This window comes from Streptomyces sp. DH24, from assembly GCF_029813775.1.
Taxonomy (GTDB): Bacteria; Actinomycetota; Actinomycetes; order Streptomycetales; family Streptomycetaceae; genus Streptomyces.
On the sequence record NZ_JARVKW010000018.1, the window covers coordinates 36,973 to 54,590 of the forward strand.

14 protein-coding genes and 1 tRNA gene are annotated in these 17,618 nt (G+C 72.0%); 3 read left to right on the top strand and 12 right to left on the bottom strand.

Annotated features, from left to right (window positions below; genetic code table 11):
- Nucleotides 1-87: 87 nt before the first annotated feature.
- The 4 genes from QC282_RS16620 to pgsA form a co-directional block, all read right to left on the bottom strand.
- A complete protein-coding gene (locus QC282_RS16620) occupies nucleotides 88-630 on the bottom strand; it encodes a hypothetical protein (RefSeq protein WP_279550203.1) in 543 nt (180 codons plus the stop codon).
- A 146-nt stretch (nucleotides 631-776) separates the two neighbouring features.
- Complete coding sequence (locus QC282_RS16625; protein ID WP_279550204.1) at nucleotides 777-1,940, bottom strand: glycosyltransferase family 4 protein; 1,164 nt, start codon at nucleotides 1,938-1,940, stop codon at nucleotides 777-779.
- Nucleotides 1,937-2,863, bottom strand: coding sequence for a phosphatidylinositol mannoside acyltransferase (locus QC282_RS16630; RefSeq protein WP_279550205.1), 927 nt, complete (start codon nucleotides 2,861-2,863; stop codon nucleotides 1,937-1,939). The genes QC282_RS16625 and QC282_RS16630 overlap by 4 nt, the downstream gene beginning before the upstream one ends.
- Nucleotides 2,860-3,558, bottom strand: coding sequence for a phosphatidylinositol phosphate synthase (gene pgsA, locus QC282_RS16635; RefSeq protein ID WP_279550206.1), 699 nt, complete (start codon nucleotides 3,556-3,558; stop codon nucleotides 2,860-2,862). The genes QC282_RS16630 and pgsA overlap by 4 nt, the downstream gene beginning before the upstream one ends.
- A 275-nt stretch (nucleotides 3,559-3,833) precedes the next feature.
- Between pgsA and QC282_RS16640 the strand changes: the two genes are divergently transcribed.
- Together QC282_RS16640 and QC282_RS16645 are read left to right on the top strand one after the other, a co-directional pair.
- Nucleotides 3,834-6,032, top strand: a complete 2,199-nt coding sequence (locus QC282_RS16640) for an elongation factor G-like protein EF-G2 (RefSeq protein WP_279550207.1) — start codon at nucleotides 3,834-3,836, stop codon at nucleotides 6,030-6,032.
- A gap of 188 nt (nucleotides 6,033-6,220) precedes the next feature.
- On the top strand, nucleotides 6,221-7,876 hold the full coding sequence (locus QC282_RS16645) for a hypothetical protein (protein WP_279550208.1): 1,656 nt from the start codon (nucleotides 6,221-6,223) through the stop codon (nucleotides 7,874-7,876).
- 93 nt (nucleotides 7,877-7,969) lie between these two features.
- Here QC282_RS16645 and QC282_RS16650 read toward each other — a convergent pair whose 3' ends face one another.
- From QC282_RS16650 to QC282_RS16665, 4 genes are all read right to left on the bottom strand, one after another.
- Nucleotides 7,970-8,518 carry an HIT domain-containing protein gene (locus QC282_RS16650; protein WP_279550209.1) on the bottom strand — a complete coding sequence of 183 codons (549 nt, stop codon included), beginning with the start codon at nucleotides 8,516-8,518 and terminating at the stop codon, nucleotides 7,970-7,972.
- Nucleotides 8,519-8,666: 148 nt separating this feature from the next.
- Nucleotides 8,667-10,646: a threonine--tRNA ligase gene (thrS, locus tag QC282_RS16655; protein ID WP_279550210.1), complete on the bottom strand. Its 1,980-nt coding sequence runs from the start codon at nucleotides 10,644-10,646 to the stop codon at nucleotides 8,667-8,669.
- A 123-nt stretch (nucleotides 10,647-10,769) separates the two neighbouring features.
- Nucleotides 10,770-11,999, bottom strand: a complete 1,230-nt coding sequence (locus tag QC282_RS16660) for a hypothetical protein (protein ID WP_279550211.1) — start codon at nucleotides 11,997-11,999, stop codon at nucleotides 10,770-10,772.
- Nucleotides 11,996-12,562: a DUF4365 domain-containing protein gene (locus tag QC282_RS16665; RefSeq protein ID WP_279550212.1), complete on the bottom strand. Its 567-nt coding sequence runs from the start codon at nucleotides 12,560-12,562 to the stop codon at nucleotides 11,996-11,998. The genes QC282_RS16660 and QC282_RS16665 overlap by 4 nt, the downstream gene beginning before the upstream one ends.
- Before the next feature lie 178 nt (nucleotides 12,563-12,740).
- Here QC282_RS16665 and QC282_RS16670 point away from each other — a divergent pair, with 178 nt between their 5' ends.
- The gene (locus QC282_RS16670) at nucleotides 12,741-13,466 is read left to right on the top strand and encodes a 3'-5' exonuclease (protein WP_279550213.1); all 726 of its coding nucleotides are present in this window, start codon (nucleotides 12,741-12,743) and stop codon (nucleotides 13,464-13,466) included.
- Nucleotides 13,467-13,557: 91 nt separating this feature from the next.
- On the opposite strand, the gene QC282_RS16675 is transcribed toward QC282_RS16670, so the two are convergent.
- The 4 genes from QC282_RS16675 to QC282_RS16690 all read right to left on the bottom strand — a co-directional run bounded on the left by QC282_RS16675 (nucleotide 13,558) and on the right by QC282_RS16690 (nucleotide 17,616).
- Nucleotides 13,558-13,629: transfer RNA gene (locus tag QC282_RS16675), tRNA-Val, on the bottom strand.
- Nucleotides 13,630-13,668: 39 nt separating this feature from the next.
- Nucleotides 13,669-14,127, bottom strand: coding sequence for an SRPBCC family protein (locus tag QC282_RS16680; protein WP_279550214.1), 459 nt, complete (start codon nucleotides 14,125-14,127; stop codon nucleotides 13,669-13,671).
- A gap of 35 nt (nucleotides 14,128-14,162) precedes the next feature.
- A complete protein-coding gene (locus QC282_RS16685; protein ID WP_279550216.1) occupies nucleotides 14,163-16,898 on the bottom strand; it encodes a Tat pathway signal sequence domain protein in 2,736 nt (911 codons plus the stop codon).
- A gap of 118 nt (nucleotides 16,899-17,016) precedes the next feature.
- Nucleotides 17,017-17,616, bottom strand: coding sequence for a hypothetical protein (locus tag QC282_RS16690; protein ID WP_279550217.1), 600 nt, complete (start codon nucleotides 17,614-17,616; stop codon nucleotides 17,017-17,019).
- Nucleotides 17,617-17,618: the final 2 nt, after the last annotated feature.

Here is a 17,618-nt window from a genome sequence, read left to right on the forward strand (position 1 = left end):
GGCCGGGACACGGTGACCGAACCGGCCATGGACACGATGGCCGATCCGGCCGAGACGCGGCCGCCGCGGCGACCCGGTCAACGGCGGCTAGGAGGACCGGTCCACCAGGGCCGCCGGGGGCTCGTCGTCCATCTCGAAGGCCAGCGGGAACGGCGCGTGGCCGGCCAGCCGGAACCAGCGCACCTTGTGGTGCCTGCGCAGCGCGCGTGCCGCCCGCACGGCGTCGTTGTGGAAGCGCCGGGCCATCGGCACCTTGCGCACCGCCTCCGTCAGCTCCCGGGCGGCCTCCTCGCCTCCGGGCGCCTCGCGCACCGCCTCCACCTGCGGCGCCTCCCCGAACACGGCGCGCAGGGCCTGGCTCAGCTCGCTCTCGGCGACCTCCCGCTGCTCCTCCTCGGCCTGACGCGCGGCGTGCGCGGCCTCGTACAGCACGATCGACGCGGCCGGGTCGAGCACTCCCGAGGTGGCCAGTTCCTGGGCGACGGAGGCCCGCCTGAGCAGTTGCGCGTCGAGCGCGGCGCGGGCGGCGTCGATGCGGGCGTGCAGCCGGTCCAGCCGCCCGGCGGTCCAGCTCAGGTAGAGGCCGATCACGACGAGCGCGACGAGGATCCAGATGAGGGTTGCGGTCACGTGCCGCAACGTTACCGGGGCACACCGCGCGGCCGGCCGGGTGCCCGGGTCGGCCGTCCCCGGAGCCGCCGTCCCCGGGCTCCCGGTCCGGCCGCCCGCCGCGGGGCGGGCCGGATCGCGCCGGCCGGCGGCTCAGGGGCCCGGCGTCAGTCCCGCACCAGGCCCAGCCGGGCCCTCAGGCTCGTCGTCCTGTCGTCCGCGGCCACCGCCGTCGCGCCCGCCGTCACCGTCTCGTAGACCGACAGGATGTCCGCGCCGACCGTCGACCAGTCGAAGCGGCGCACGTGGTCGCTGCCGCGTTCGCGCAGTTCCGCGCGCCGGACCGGGTCCTTCAGGAGGCGTACGGCCGTTTCGGCGAGCGCGTCCGCGTCCTCGTTCGGGAACAGCTCCCCCGCCGCGCCCCGGTCCAGGACCTGGGCGAAGGCGTCCAGGTCGGAGGCGAGCACGGGGGCGCCGGCCGACATGGCCTCGACCAGGATGATGCCGAAGCTCTCGCCGCCGGTGTTGGGCGCCACGTACAGGTCGACGCTGCGCAGCAGCCGTGCCTTGTCCTCGTCGCTGACCATGCCGAGGAACTCGACGCGGGAGCGCAGCCCGGCGGGCAGGGTCTCCACCGCCTCCTCCTCGTCGCCGCGCCCGGCGACCAGGAGCCGCGCCTGCGGGCGGGCGGCGAGGATCTTCGGCAGGGCCTTCATCAGCACGGGCAGGCCCTTGCGGGGCTCGTCGATACGGCCGATGAAGCCGATCGTGTCGCCCTGCCACTCGGCCTTGGGCTCGGCCCTGGCGAAGAAGTCCACGTCGACGCCGTTGGGGATGACCACCGCGTCCCCGCCGAGGTGCTCGACCAGGGTGCGGCGGGCGTACTCGCTGACGGCGATCCGCGCGCTGATCTTCTCCAGGGCCGCCTGGAGGATGGAGTACGCGGCGACCATCGCGCGCGAGCGCGGGTTCGACGTGTGGAAGGTCGCGACGATCGGGCCCTGCGCGGCCCAGCAGGTCAGCAGGCCCAGGGACGGCGAGGTCGGCTCGTGGATGTGGATGACGTCGAACGCGCCGTCGTGCAGCCAGCGCCGCACCCGGGCCGCCGACAGGAAGCCGAAGTTCAGCCGGGCCACCGAGCCGTTGTACGGCACCGGAACCGCGCGCCCGGCGGAGACGACGTACGGCGGCAGCGGGGTGTCGTCGTCGGCGGGCGCGAGGACGGACACCTCGTGCCCGAGCCGGATGAAGTACTCGGCCAGGTCGCGGATGTGGAACTGGACGCCACCCGGCACGTCCCAGGAGTACGGGCAGACGATGCCGATCCTCACGGGCGCTCTCCGTCCGCGCTGCCTGCCGGGTGCGGTTCCAGGTCGGCGAGCCACAAGCGCTGGAGCATGTGCCAGTCCTCCGGATGGTCGGCGATCCCCGTGGCGAAGGCGTCGGCCAGCGCCTGTGTCATGACGGACGTCTTCTCGGCCCGGGTACCTGACCGCGGCACCTCGATCGGGGCGTGGATCCGGCCCTTCATCACCGGCGAGTCGTCGTACCAGAGCGTCGCCGGCAGCAGCCGGGCGCCGGTGTGCTGGGCGAGCAGCGCCGGTCCGGCGGGCATGCGGGCCGTGTCGCCGAAGAACTCGACGGGCACGCCCGAGGCGGACAGGTCCCGGTCGGCGACCAGGCAGACCAGGCCGCCGTCGCGCAGCCGCCGGGCGAGGGTGCCGAAGGTGGTGCCGCCGCTGTGCGGCAGGACCTCCATGCCGAGGCCCTCGCGGTAGGCGACGAAGCGGTCGTAGAGCGTCTCGGGCCTGAGGCGTTCGGCGACGGTGGTGAACGGGATCTTCAGGTACGTGGTGGCCCAGGCACCGGCGAGGTCCCAGTTGGCGAGGTGCGGCAGGGCGACGATCACGCCCTTGCCGGCGGCCAGGCCGTCGGTCAGGTGGTGCAGGCCCTTGGCCTCGAAGCCGGTGCTGACGCGCTCGGCGCTCCAGACCGGGAGCCGGAAGGACTCCATCCAGTAGCGCAGGTAGGAGCGCATGCCCGCGCGGGACAGCTCGGCCAGCCGCTCGGGGCTCGCGTCCGGCACCACGCGCGCGAGGTTGCTCTCCAGGCGCAGCACGCCCTTGCCGCGCCGCTTCCAGGTGATGTCGGCGATGGTGCGGCCGAGCCGTACGGCGGCGGGCTCGGGGAGCTTCTTGACGGTGCTCCAGCCGAGGCCGTACAGCGCGTCCGTGATCTGGTCCCGGGCTGTCATGTCGCGGCCTCGCTGCCGTGTGAGGCGTTGTGCTGGTCGTCTTCATTGTCCTGCGCCGCGGCGGCGGCCTCTGCCTCGGCGGACTCGCGGCGGACCGTGACGACGCGCTGGATCAGCGTGACCAGACTGCCGACGGCGACGAGCCACAGCGCGATGGGCAGCAGGACGTGGATGCCGGGCACGCCGAACGTGTCGAAGCCCGCGAGACCGGCCGCGACCAGCGAGACCACCAGCCGCTCGGCGCGCTCCACGAGCCCGTTGACGGCCACCGGCAGCCCGATCGACTCGCCGCGCGCCTTGGTGTACGACACGACCTGGCCGCTGGTCAGACAGAAGATCGACACCGCGCACAGCACGTTGTCGTCGCCGCCGCCCGCGTACCAGAGCGCGAAGCCCCCGAAGATGGCGCCGTCGGCGACCCGGTCGAGCGTCGAGTCCAGGAAGGCGCCCCAGCGGCTGCTGCGGCCGAGCTGGCGGGCCATGTTGCCGTCGACCAGGTCGGAGAACACGAACAACGTGATCACGACCGTGCCCCAGAAGAACTCCCCCCGGGGGTAGAAGACCAGCGCACCCGCGACCACGCCGGCGGTGCCGATGAGCGTGACCGTGTCCGGGCTGACGCCCCGGCGGATGAGAAACGCGGCGAACGGTGTGAGGACACGCGTGAAGAATGCACGCGCGTACTTGTTCAGCATGGCCTTCCCGACGGTCGGTTGCGCCGGACGGCCCCTGCTGGCCTGCCGGCTGGCCCATCGTAGCCACGCGCGCGGGGGTGCGACGGCCGGGCACCCTGCGCACGTGTCCGCGCACGGACGGCGACCCGGGCCCGGCGGGATCGCGTCGTTCGTATGGACGCACCGTGACGGGAGTGGAAAGCTCGAAGGACCGCGGGCGTCGCCGGAGCCGCCCAGCACGCGGTGTCCGCGTGTCCGCGCCCACAGTGACCTCACCGTGCACGGGAGGCAAGGTTATGGGCGACAAGGCGCACACACACCCCGGAGCCGCCGGCAGGGCAACGGCGGCCGACCATCCCGCGTCCGTACGGAATGTGGTGCTGGTCGGCCACTCCGGATCGGGCAAGACCACCTTGGTGGAAGCCCTCGCGCTGACGGCGGGGGCGGTGAACCGGGCGGGCCGCGTGGAGGACGGCGGCACCGTCTCCGACTACGACGACATCGAGCACCGGCAGCAGCGCTCGGTACAGCTCTCCCTGGTGCCGGTCGAATGGGACGGCATCAAGGTCAATCTCCTCGACACCCCCGGATACGCCGACTTCGTCGGTGAACTCAGGGCCGGTCTGCGAGCGGCGGACGCGGCCCTCTTCGTCGTCTCGGCCTCCGACGGCGTGGACGGCTCCACCCGCGTGGTGTGGGAGGAGTGCGCGGCCGTCGGCATGCCGCGGGCCATCGTGATCACACACCTGGAGTCCGCGCGTTCGGACTTCGAGGAGATGACGCGGTTGTGCGCCGAGGCCTTCGGCGCGGACGACCCCGACGCCGTGCTGCCGCTCTACCTGCCGCTGCACGGTCCTCAGGCGCCGGACGGGCACGCGCCCGTGACCGGGCTGATCGGGCTGCTGTCGCAGAAGCTGTTCGACTACTCGACCGGCGAGCGCAAGGAGTCCGAGCCGGGCGAGGACCAGCTGCCGCGGATCGAGGAGGCCCGCAACCGGCTGATCGAGGGCATCATCTCGGAAAGCGAGGACGAGACCCTCATGGACCGCTATCTCGGCGGTGAGCCGGTCGACGTCACCACCCTGGTCCAGGACCTGGAGCGGGCCGTCGCGCGCGGTGTGTTCTTCCCCGTCCTGGCCGCCGCCTCCGCCGCCGACGGCGCCCGGCAGGGTCTCGGCACGGTGGAGCTGCTGGAACTGGTCACCCGCGGGTTCCCGACCCCGCTGGAGGGCGAGGCGCCCCGCGTGACGACGCCGGACGGCGAACCGCGCGAGCTGAAGCGGTGCGATCCGGACGCCCCGCTGGTCGCCGAGGTCGTGAAGACGTCCTCCGACCCGTACGTCGGCCGGCTCTCGCTGGTCCGGGTCTTCTCCGGCACCCTGCGCGCCGACCAGACGGTCCACGTCTCCGGGCACGGCCTCGCCGACCGGGGCCACGAGGACCACGACGTCGACGAGAAGGTCGGCGCGTTGTCCACGCCGTTCGGCAAGCAGCAGCGGCCCGTCTCGCACGTCATCGCGGGCGACCTCGCGTGCGTGGCGAAACTGAGCCGCGCGGAGACCGGGGACACGCTGTCCGCCAAGGACGATCCGCTGCTCATGGCGCCCTGGGAGATGCCGGACCCGCTGCTGCCGCTCGCCATCCAGGCGCACAGCAAGCCGGACGAGGACAAGCTGTCGCAGGGCCTGGCGCGGCTCGTCGCCGAGGACCCGACGATGCGGCTGGAGCAGAACCAGGACACCCACCAGGTGGTGCTGTGGTGCCTGGGCGAGGCGCACGCGGACGTGGCGCTGGAGCGGCTGCGCAGCCGGTACGGGGTCCAGGTCGACGTCGTGCCGCACAAGGTGTCGCTGCGGGAGACGTTCGCGACGAAGTCGGCCGGGCGGGGACGGCACGTGAAGCAGTCCGGCGGGCACGGGCAGTTCGCGATCTGCGAGATCGAGGTGGAGCCGCTGCCGGGCGGCTCGGGCATCGAGTTCGTGGACAAGGTGGTCGGCGGCGCCGTACCGCGGCAGTTCGTCCCGTCCGTCGAGAAGGGCATCAGGGCCCAGGCGGACAAGGGCGTCGCGTCCGGCCACCGGCTGGTCGACGTGCGGGTGACGCTGCTGGACGGCAAGGCGCACTCGGTGGACTCCTCCGACGCGGCGTTCCAGACGGCGGGCGCGCTGGCGCTGCGGGAGGCGGCGGCCGACGCGAGGATCCATCTGCTGGAGCCGGTGGCCGAGGTGTCGGTCCTCGTCGGCGACGACTACGTGGGCGCCGTGATGAGCGACCTGTCCGGCCGGCGCGGCCGGGTGCTCGGCACCGAGCAGACGCCCGGCGGGCGCACCCTGGTCCGCGCCGAGGTGCCCGAGATCGAGATCAGCCGCTACGCCGTCGACCTGCGCTCGCTGTCGCACGGCACCGCGCGTTTCAGCCGGGCGTACGCGCGGCACGAACCGATGCCGCCGCAGGTCGCGGAACGGGTCCGCCAACAGTCCGACGACGCGGGATAGTTGATCAGGGGCGCGCCGCAACCGGCGTGCTCCCCCGCGTGCTTCCACGTGCGCCGGTGGGCGGCTTTGGCCGTCCGTCGGCGCACGTCGCCGCCTGCGGATACGCTGATGACCTGATCAACAGGTGTGCGCGGCAGGCAAGTCGGGAAGGCCGCAGAAGCAGGAACGGCGTCGATCTGGGGGCGGGAATGACCGTTGAGAGCGGTTACGCGGACATCTTCGGTCCGCAGGTGCCGCGTACGGGTGACGAGGCGCAGACGGCGACCTTCGCGCTGGCCTCGGCGGCCTATCGGGACAACGACGTCGAGGAGATACTCAAGGCCAACGGCGAGTGGCACCAGTCCAAGGTCAGCCCCGGCAAGGTCGCGCTGTTCAAGCCGAACCTGGGGGAGGCGTTCTCGCGGGCCGTCGTGGACCGGATGCTGGGGGCGGGCCGCAAGCCGCTCATCCAGTCCTTCGGCGCCGAGCCGCAGGTCGTCGTGGAGCACTGCCTCGCGGCGAACCACATCCGCAAGAACCGCGACAACCAGCTCAGCGCGATCATGGTGCTGTGCGGTCTGCTGTTCCTGCCGGGCCTGCTGGTCTGGCTGCTGGTCTTCCAGATCCGCACCACCATCGCCAAGCGCGAGGACAAGCGGGCCGGGGCGCTCGCCACCACGCTGCTGGTCGCGATGGGCGCCCTCGCGCTGATCTTCCTCGTCCGCATGCCGTTCACGGGGTTCTGGGGCCTGTACGCGCGCGCGTCGGTGATCCTGCCGGTGGTCGGCTGGTACCTGGCCAAGCGGGTCTGCGAGCGCACGGCGCACGACCTGCGGGCGCGCTGGGACGGTCTGCTGTCCGGCAGCAGCGTGGGCGCCAAGGTGCCCGAGACGGTGCCGACCAGCCCCAATGAGACGGCGGCCGAGAAGCTGCGCCAGTCCCTGGCCAGGCTCGCCGCGGAGCAGCAGTCCAACTCCGTGTTCTACGCCGGGCCCAAGGGCATCCTCGGCATGGGCACCCGCTGGGGCAGCTGGCAGCTCGCCGAGGACCTGGTGCCCGCCGATCCCAGCCGCGAGATCCATCCGTTCCGCAGCTGGGACGTCATCCGGTCCATCCACGACCAGCTGCGCATGCTGGAGCGCGGCCCGCTGAACACGGGCGGTTTCCCGAAGCCGTCGATACGGCACTGGATCGTCACGCCCGTCGGGGAGAACGCGGGGGCGGTGTCCCGCCCGGAGGGCACGGACGTCGAGGCGTACCAGGTCAAGTCGCACGCGATACAGGACATCTGCAACAAGCAGCAGTTCGGCGCGGGCGACCGGCACTACCTGGGCGTGCAGTGGACGCTGTGGGAGGGGCAGCTGGTCATCACCATGCTGATCACGGTGACCGTGCTGCACGAGACGCTGCGCATCGAGGTCACCGGGCACGCGCTCGGGCCGGTGCACCCGCTGTTCACCTCCAAGCCGGCGGCCAAGGAGAAGAAGGTCCAGAAGTCGGTCAGGTTCTGGGAGACCCGGACGGTGAAGCTCCCGCTGGTCGACGCGGACGAGGTGGTACGGCTCGCGGCGCGGGCGCCGCTGTCCTGGTACCCGCCGCTGCTGAACTGGCTGGGCGGCTCGCTGAGCCTTCCCGAGCCGTTCGGTCTGCGGCACGCGTGGGCGGACAAGCCGTGGCGGCACCGGTTCATGGCGGACGACGCGCTGCGGGCGGCCACACCGGTGCTGCGGGTGGTGCACGCGGCGGCGATCAAGGTGCTGAAGGAGAACGGCGTGGACACCGAGAAGTTCGGTTCGCGGTCGGCGTCCCTCAGCACGGCGGTGCAGGACGCGGCGCCGAAGAAGGCGGACGTCTACGACGCGTAGGCCTCCGGCGGTTCGGCGGATACGGGCCCTGGGGTTTCCCCGGGGCCCGTCGGCCTGCGGCCTCGTCCTCGGACGCGGACGGGCCGATCGGGCTCAACCCCTCGGCCAGGCCTCCGCCAGCATCTTGCGGGTGTCCGCCAGCAGTTGCGGCAGCACCTTCGTGTGGCCGACGACCGGCATGAAGTTCGTGTCGCCGCCCCAGCGCGGGACGATGTGCTGGTGCAGGTGGGCCGCGATGCCCGCGCCCGCCACCGTGCCCTGGTTCATGCCGATGTTGAAACCGTGCGCGCCGGACGCGGTGCGCAGGGCCGTCATCGCCTGCTTGGTCAGTTCGGCCAGCTCGGCGGTCTCCTCCGCCGTGAGCTCGGTGTAGTCGGCGACGTGCCGGTAGGGCACGGTCATGAGGTGCCCGCCGTTGTACGGGTAGAGGTTGAGCACCGCGTAGACCCGCTCGCCGCGCCGGACGATCAGGCCGTCCTCGTCGGACTTGGCCGGGATGGAGCAGAAGGGGCAGCCGTCGCCGGCCTCGGGGCCGGTGGGCTTGTTCTCGCCCTGGATGTAGGCCATCCGGTGGGGCGTCCACAGACGCTGGAACGCGTCCTGCGACCCCACTCCCAACTGCTGCTCCGGCTCACTCGTCATGCGTGCAGCATATGGCGTCCCGCCCGGAGGAAGGGAAAGGCCCCCGGGCCTGAAGCCCAGGGGCCGAACCACCGCTGTCGCGGGGAGCACGTCTACGCGCCCGAGCCACAAGGGCAAGCCCGGACCACCCCCGCCTCGGCGGGGAACATCACACCTGCGCGCGACGCTCCACCACGTCAACGACCTTGGCCAGTGCCTGGTCACGCGGAATGCCGTTCTCCTGCGAGCCGTCGCGGTAGCGGAAGGACACCGTGCCCGCGTTCATGTCGTCGTCACCGACGATGATCATGAACGGCACCTTCTGCTTCTGGGCGTTCCTGATCTTCTTCTGCATGCGGTCGGAGGACGCGTCGACCTCGACCCGCAGGCCCTTCGCCTTGGCTTCCTCCGCGAACTTCTCCAGGTACTCGACGTGCGCGTCGCCCACCGGGATGCCGACCGCCTGCACGGGGGCCAGCCACGCCGGGAAGGCACCGGCGTAGTGCTCGAGGAGGACACCGAAGAACCGCTCGATGGAGCCGAACAGTGCTCGGTGGATCATGACCGGCTGCTGGCGGGAGCCGTCCGCGGCCGTGTACTCCAGGTTGAACCGCTTGGGCTGGTTGAAGTCGACCTGGATGGTCGACATCTGCCAGGAGCGGCCGATGGCGTCCTTGGCCTGCACGGAGATCTTCGGGCCGTAGTAGGCGGCGCCACCCGGGTCCGGGACCAGCGGCAGGTTCTGCTTCTCGGCGGCCTGGCGGAGCGCCTCGGTGGCCTCCGCCCAGTCCTCGTCCGAGCCGATGAACTTGTCGGAGTCGTCGCGGGTGGACAGCTCCAGCTCGAACTCGGTCAGACCGTAGTCACGCAGGAGGTCCAGGACGAAGGTGAGGAGCGTGTCCAGCTCCTCGGGCATCTGCTCCTTGGTGCAGTAGATGTGCGAGTCGTCCTGGGTGAAACCGCGCGAACGGGTCAGACCGTGCACGACGCCCGACTTCTCGTACCGGTACACGGTCCCGAACTCGAAGAGGCGCAGTGGCAGTTCACGGTACGAACGGCCCCGCGACTTGAAGATCAGGTTGTGCATCGGGCAGTTCATCGCCTTGAGGCGGTAGTTCTGCTCGTCGAACTGGATGGGCGGGAACATACCCTCCGCGTAGTGCGGCAGGTGCCCGGAGATCTCGAAGAGGTGCTCCTTCGAGATGTGCGGGGTGTTCACGAACTCGTAGCCGGAGACCTCGTGGCGGCGGCGCGAGTAGTCCTCCATGACCTTGCGGATCACACCCCCCTTGGGGTGGAACACCGCGAGGCCGGGGCCCAGCTCGTCGGGGAAGGAGAACAGGTCCAGCTCGCTGCCGAGCTTGCGGTGGTCGCGCTTCTCGGCCTCGGCGAGGAATTCCAGGTACTGCTTCAGCTCGTCCTTGGACGGCCAGGCGGTGCCGTAGATCCGCTGGAGCTGGGGGTTCTTCTCACTTCCGCGCCAGTAGGCGGCGGCCGAGCGCATCAGCTTGAAAGCGGGGATGACGCGGGTGCTCGGCAGGTGCGGACCGCGGCACAGGTCCTTCCAGCACAGCTCGCCGGTCTTGGCGTCGAGGTTGTCGTAGATCGTCAGCTCGCCGGCTCCGACCTCGGCGTCGGCACCGTCGGCCGCCTGCGCCGCGTTGCCCTTGAGACCGATCAGCTCCAGCTTGTACGGCTCGTCCGCCAGCTCCTCGCGGGCGGCCTCGTCGGTGGTGACCCGGCGGGAGAAGCGCTGGCCCCGCTTCTGGATCTCCTGCATCTTCTTCTCGATGCGCTTGAGGTCCTCGGGGGTGAACGGCTCCTCGACGTCGAAGTCGTAGTAGAAGCCGTCCTTGACGGGCGGCCCGATGCCCAGCTTGGCCTCGGGGAACAGCTCCTGCACGGCCTGCGCCATGACGTGCGCGGTGGAGTGGCGCAGGATGTCGAGGCCGTCGTCGGAGGAGATCTCGACGCCCTCGACGGTCTCGCCGTCCCGCAGCTCGTACGCGAGGTCCTTGAGCTCGCCGGCCACGCGCGCGGCGATGATCGAGCGCTCGCCGGCGAAGAGGTCGGCGGCCGTAGTGCCCGTCGTCACCACGCGCTCTTCCCGCTCGGAATCGCGTTGGATGATCACACGGACGTCTGACACCGGTCTCTCCTGACTGAAGGGGAATGCGGCGCCATACCGGGAGCGCGCGCATGACCGGATCGTACCGACCCGGGGCGGCCCTCCGCGAAATCGGTCTCCGCTCCCCCGCCGCCGGCGCCCGGATCAGTCGCCGCGCTCTCCTCCGCAGGCCCCTTCGAAGAAGTCCAGGTCCTCCTGGAGGGACTTCATCAGCCGGTCCCGTTCGGCGTCGTCGACCTGCACGGGCGCCATCGCGGCGGCCTCGGTCAGCCGCCGGAAGCCGCCCCGGCTCTCCAGCCGCCCGTGCACCCGCACCGGCAGTCCGACCAGGTGCGCGTGCCCGGCGATGCGGTACGCCTCCTCGTCCAGCGTCATCCGTACGTGCGCGACGTCGGCCCCGGCGAGGACCCGCAGCCGTACGGGGCCCGGTCCGCGCGGGCCGGATCTGCGCATCCGGACGACGGCGCCGGTGATCCGCACGGGCACGGACGGTTCGTCGCGCAGATAGCGGGCGCCGGCCTCGCGCAGCACGGGCAGGTCGCCCGGCGAGACCTCGACGGGCTCGGCGGAGGGGGCGCAGCCCTCGGGGACGCCGGCCGCCGGGGCCCAGGCGACGGCGACCCGGGCGCCCTCGCTGCCCTTGACGAGGGTGACGAGCGCCTCGGTGAGCTCGTGGCTGACGCCGGTCGCGACGGCCCCGTCGAAGGCGTCCATGCCGCCGGTGGCACGCCGGTAGTCGACGGCCTCGCGGGCGGCGTACAGCGCCTGGTGGAGGCGTACGGCGAGGGGGCGGCCGGAGCCGACGGGCACGAAGGCGGTGAGGCGGCGGCCGCCGGTGGCGGAGCCCACGAGGACGTCACCGAGGGAGGCGGCGGCGGAGCGCCGGTGCCGGGCGCCGTAGTAGCCGGCACGCGCGCGTGTGGCGAGGGCGGCGGCGAGGAGCATCCGGCGGGCGGCGGTGCGCAGGTGTTCCTCGACGGTCCAGGGGGCGGCGCCGGCGGGCCCGTCCGGGACGTCGCGCCACCAGTGGATCTCGTCGCTGGGCACGGCGAGGGAGAGCAGCACCTCGCGGGCGGCGAGCGTGCCGCTGCGGGACAGGGCGAGCAGGGCCTCGCCGAGCAGGTCCTCGCTGTCGGGGAAGGCGCGGCTCTCGGGCACCAGGAGGCTGGTGGCGCCGGCGCCGGGTCCGGGCGGCGTCCAGCGGCCGTAGCGTCCGGCGGCGCCGCCGCGGCGCTGCCAGCCGTGCCGTTCCAGCAGCACGGCGAGCACGGCCGGGTCGACGTCGCGGGGCTCGGGTGTGCGGCCGTGCCAGGTGGGGTCGGCGGGGTGCGGCCGGGCGGGGCGCGCGGGCTCGTCGGGCGGGCGGTGCGTCATGGTTTCCCTCCCGTGCCGACCCGCGTCATGATCTCGCACAGCGCCCGGTCGTCGAAGATGCGTGAGGTCGGTATGCGCACGGTGGTGCGGCGGCGGCCCGTGACGGGGTGTCCGGCCAGGTTGGTCCAGTAGCAGCAGTGCCTCAGGTCGAGCCGGTCGTGTCCGGCCCGCAGCCACTGGTCCCGGGAGCGCGGCACGATCATCACGACGAGGATCTTGTGCACGGAGACCGGGGTGCGGGCGAGCTTGGCCAGGTGCTCGTTGTCGAGCGTGAAGGAGAAGGACCGCTCGGGCGGATGCGGCGGGAGCTGGTAGGTCGCCTTGAGCTGCACCTTGATGGTGACCTCGTCGTCGACGGTGTGCCCGGGCGCGCTGTGGCTGACGTGCCAGTCGATGCCGTTGTCCGGGAAGGGCTGGGACAGCGAGCAGCCGGCGGCGGCCGCGACGGCGTGCAGATAGCCGACCTGCAGGGTCTCCATGCAGGCGGTGGTGGCGAGAGAGCCCCGGGTGGGTGCCGTGCGCTCGGGCAGCAGCCCGCCCCGTTCGGGCTGCGCAATGGCCATGACCAACAGCCTTCCAGAACAAGTGGTTCCCCGTTGCGGGTCGCTGAACTGCGAGGACCCGTACTCCTGTTGTCTCCTTCCGGCGTACGGCGCAAACAGCCCGGGTATCACCGAAACGGGCAGCGGGCGAAGCGGACGGCGCGTCAACTGCCGAGGGTGAACGAGGGGTTGTGTGGGTATGACGTGCTGGTTCGAAGGGCCCCTGGCCGCGTTCGACACGGAGACCACGGGCGTGGACGTCGAGACCGACCGCATTGTGTCGGCGGCCGTCGTCGTCCAGGACGCCCCGGGCATGCGGCCGCGGGTGTACCGCTGGCTGGTGAACCCGGGCGTGCCGGTGCCGGCGTCGGCGACCGCGGTGCACGGGCTGACGGATGAACATCTGCAGCGCAACGGCCGCTGGCCCGCGCCGGTGATGTACGAGGTGGCCGAGACGCTGGCCGAGCAGGCGTCGGCGGGACGGCCGCTGGTGGTGATGAACGCACCGTTCGATCTGACCCTGCTGGACCGGGAGTTGCGCCGGCACCGGGCCTCGTCGCTGAGCCGCTGGTTCGAGGCGACGCCGCTGCGGGTGCTGGATCCGCTGGTGCTGGACAGGCATCTGGACCGCTACCGCAAGGGCCGCCGCACGCTGACGGACCTGTGCGCGCAGTACGGCGTCACGCTGGAGGGCGCCCACGACGCCGGTGCGGACGCGCTGGCCTCGCTGGACGTCGTCCGGGCTGTGGGGCGGCGGTTCGCGGGGCGGCTGGAGCGGCTGTCCCCGGCCGAGTTGCACACGCTGCAGGCGGTGTGGCACGCGGCACAGGCGCGGGGTTTGCAGGCGTGGTTCGCGCGCAGCGGCACGGAGGAGGCGGTGGACCCGGCGTGGCCACTGCGTCCGAGCCTGCCGGCGGCGGCCTGACCTCGACGCGGGCCGCGGCAGCGCGGGCCGCGGGTGCGGGGTGCCGGAATGCGCGAAGGCCGGTCCGTTGTGCCGGACCGGCCTTGACCCGTGGGCGATACTGGGTTCGAACCAGTGACCTCTTCGGTGTGAACGAAGCGCTCTTCCGCTGAGCTAATCGCCCGGGAACGCACTGAACAATACAGGTCCGGGCGCGCTTCCTTCAAACCGCTTCCGGTGGCGTCGTCAGGTACGCCGTGAGCCCGCGCCGCCCCGAGCGCATCATCAGCGCGTGGTTGGCGCGGAAGCAGGCCCGTCCGGGCACGGCGAGCCGGCGCAGCAGCGGTTTGCGGACGTCGACCTCCTGGTCGTAGCGGACGAGGGTGCCGCGCCCGTCCGGGAGGAGCGTCCAGCGTGCCCGGCCCTCGACGTCGCCGGTGAGGGCGACCTCCAGGACGCCGGCGGCCGCGTCGCGCCGCTCCTCCCGCAGGACCGTGGTCAGGTCGTACGGGAGGAGGGAGCGGATGCGGACGATGCCGCTGGTGACGTCGGTGCGGCGGACCTCACGGACCTGGGGCCACCAGCGGGGGTAGTCCTCGATCCGTTCGAGCGCCCGGTACACGGCCGGGGCGGGCGCGGGCAGGGCCCACAGGCTGCGGAAGCGGTAGTGGTTCCAGTCCATGCACGGAGTGTGCCCGCCCGGCCGTGCTCCGTGCGCTACGGCATGCGGTCACCGAGGAGCGCGAGGTTCTCGATGGCGGCGAGGCCGTAGAGCGCGGTGTCGTTGGTGGACACCCAGGTGGCCTCGCTGCCCGGCACCAGCGTGACCGGGCCGCTGAGCTTCTCCGTCTTCCAGGGCGCCGACTCCTTGTAGCCGTCGGAGTTGTAGAACTTCTCCCAGGCCCGCTTGGCGAGCTTGGCGTCGCCGGTCTGGACGGCGGCGTAGGCGTCGAGGCGGGAGTGGCCCTGGAACAGGATCAGTGAGCCGAAGTTGCTGCCGTAGCGTGCCGCCTGTTCGGCCTTGGTGGCGTTGAAGTAGCGGCAGTAGTCGAGGTACGCCTCCTTGAACTCCGGCATGTCGACGAGGTCGATGAGCTCGGCACACAGTTCGCCCAGGCCGAACACGGCGGACAGGTGCGACACCGACACGACGGGCTTGTCGGCGACGGCGAACCTGCCGGTGTCGAGGTCGTACAGGCCCTGGCCCTGTACGAAGCCGTTGGGCTGGGCGGCGATGGTCTCCATCGTGGAGAGCACCCGCGCCTTGGCCTTCTCCCACTTGGGGCCCTTGCGCTCCCACTCGGTGAGCCAGGCGGAGACCAGGCCGCTCCAGTCGGTGCCGAAGCCGATCGACAGGGCGTGCCGGTCGGGCGTGTACGGCTCGGTGCGGATCTTGCGGATCGGGTCGAGGACGAGGAACGTCTCGTCGGAGTCGACGTTGGCGTGCATGAGGTCGCCGACGCGTTCGTCCGCGGTGAGGAAGTAGTAGTAGCGGCGGTAGGTGGTGTTGGCGATGCGCTGCTGCTTGGCGCTGTCCGCGAAGTGCTGCACGCCGTGCCGGGTGCCGAGGCCGGCCCACTCACCGATGTGGTAGACGTCGACCTCGCCGGTGTGGCGGGTCATGGCCTCGGCGAAGCGGAAGATGTCGGAGCGGCCGCTTCGCAGGTACGCGTACCAGAGCCACAGGTCGGGCGACAGCTCGGAGTTGTCCCAGGCGTAGCCGCCGACGTCGTAGCGCCACTGGTGACGGACCGTGTCGTAGGTGTGCATGATGTCGCCGTAGTCCCAGAAGCCGTACCAACGGCGCATCTCCACCTGGTCCTTGTAATAGGTGAAGAGGAAGTCGAGGTGGTCCTCGATCTTCGCCTTGGCCGGGGTGGACCGGTCGGGCTCGGCGTACAGGCCCTTGCCGAAGACGCCGGCCCGGATGAGCTGCTTGGGCGGGGCGGCGAGCTGCGGGAGCACGCGTACGGCCTCGACCTGCTGGGCGAGTGTGTCGGCGCTGGGCGTGGACTCGTTGGCCCAGAAGAGGAGTTCGGAGGTCCGGGCGATGCCGTACGGGGTGCCGAACTCGGGCTCGTAGTCCTCGTAGGTGATGTTGAGGCCTTCGAGCTGTTCGGCGAAGGTGTCCTGGCCCATGCCGTCGTGGTAGAAGCGCAGGTCCATGGGCTGCGCCTCGGGCGACCAGAGCCAGAGGGTGACCTGGGCCTCGTCGGTGTGGGCGCCGCGGATGTCGAGCTGGGCGGGGAACTTCTCCCAGAAGTCCCGCAGGCCGAAGGAGAATCCGCCGCTGACGCCGCCGACGTAGCCGAAGCCGGAGGCGCGCCGGCCGCCGCCCGCGGGGATCCAGCCGTGGCCCTTCTTGGTGCGCTTGCGCAGGGTGAAGCCGTCGGCGGAGAGCTGGGAGAGCGTGTAGTCGCCCCACTCGGGGATGTACTGGAGGCGGGTGGTGACGCGCTGGTCCCAGGTGGAGGGGTCGGGCAGCTTCTTGCCCTCGTACTGGGCGGCCTGCACGGCGGCGCCCGGGTCGCGGCGCAGTCCGGTGATGCCCTTGACGGCCTCGCGGAGCAGGCCGGTGCCCTCGCCGCCGATGCGGACGTGGCGGTCGTAGGACGCGTCGCGCAGGGGCACGGTGAAGCGGACGCCGAGGCCGCGGATGAAGTCGCCGCTCGCCCTGCCGGGCTCCTGGGTGCCGTCGAAGGTGATGGTGTGCACCATGCGGAAGGAGTCGGCGCCGGCGTAGAAGTACAGGCGGATCGAGAAGGGCAGCCAGCTGCGGTCGCCCTTGCGGTGCTTGCCGTCGATCCGGACGACGGCGCGGACCGGGCCCTCCTGCTCGACGGTGACGTCGGAGATGACGCCGTCGAAGCGCTCGGTCTTCACGGTGGTCTGGTCGCCGTCCTCGAACTCCGGCTGGCGCAGCAGCACGAGCCGGCCGTTCCTGGCGATCTCGGTGGAACCGCGGGTCACGGACTTCACGAGGGTGGCGCCGGACGTGCCGATCCGGGCGGTGATGACGCCGGTCGAGACGTCGACGGTGCCGCCGCTCCTGTCGACGGTGACCTTCTTGGCGGGCGCGGCGGCGTCGCCGGCGGTGAGGGTGAGCTGGCCGGAGCCGGAACTGACGGCGTGCGCGGTCCACTTGAGGGAGCCGTCGGGCCAGTACGCCAGCGGCCAGGACTGCACGGGTACGGCCTTGCCGTCCGCGTCCGTCAGCGCGAACGTCTGGTCCTCCTGGTGGGCGCCCTTGGGCCAGGGGACGCCGACGGTGGAGCCGGGGGCGGCGCCGAGGCCGCCGTCCTCCAGCCAGTCCAGGGTGACCGGTTCGGCGTCGGCGGGCGCGGCGGCGGGCGCGGCCTGCGCGTTCTGGCTGCCGAGGGCCCAGCTGAACTGGGCGGCGGCGCCGGCGACCGCGGCGGCCTTGAGCAGGGATCTGCGGGGAAGGGGAGACATGGTGAGACGCAGCCTTTCTTTCCGTGCGGGAAGGTGTCAGGGCATGCGGAATGGTCAGGGGCATGACAGGCAGAGGCGCGGCGCCCGGAGGCGCCGGCCCCGGGACCGGGGGCACCGCTCAGCGGCGCCGGTAACGCTCCTCCACGGCGAGGGAGGCGGCCGCGACGGCGCCCAGGACGGGAACCGCCAGCGGCGCGGCGAACCAGGCGGAGCAGACCACCACGGCCAGTCCGCCGACGATCAGGAAGGAGCCGGCCGGGTCGAGGACGGTGCGCCGCCCGGCGTCGGCGAGCAGCGCGCGCCAGGACGCGCCGGGCTGCCAGACGGCCGCCGCGCGCAGCCCGGCGACGGCGGCACCGATCAGCGCGAACAGGCCGACGGCGCCGACCAGCGGTCCGCCGGGGAGCCCGGCCCGCACGGCCTGCACGTCCACCCACACCGCGCCGGCGGCGGCCCAGCCGGCCAGTCCGACGAGCCAGCCGCGGCGCACCGCCGAGCGGAAGTCGGCGGCGAACTCGCGCAGGCCGCCGACCTCGTGAGTGATGCGTCGCCGCAGGTGCCGGGCGCCGGCGGCGAACGCGGCGGGGCCGGTCACCAGCGGCAGCGCGGCCACCGCGATCCACACGCCGGTCAGCAGGCACTCGGCGAACAGGGCGAACCGCTCGGCGAACAGCGACTCCCCGCGTTCCGTACGGGCCTTCGCACGCGCTTCGGTCATGG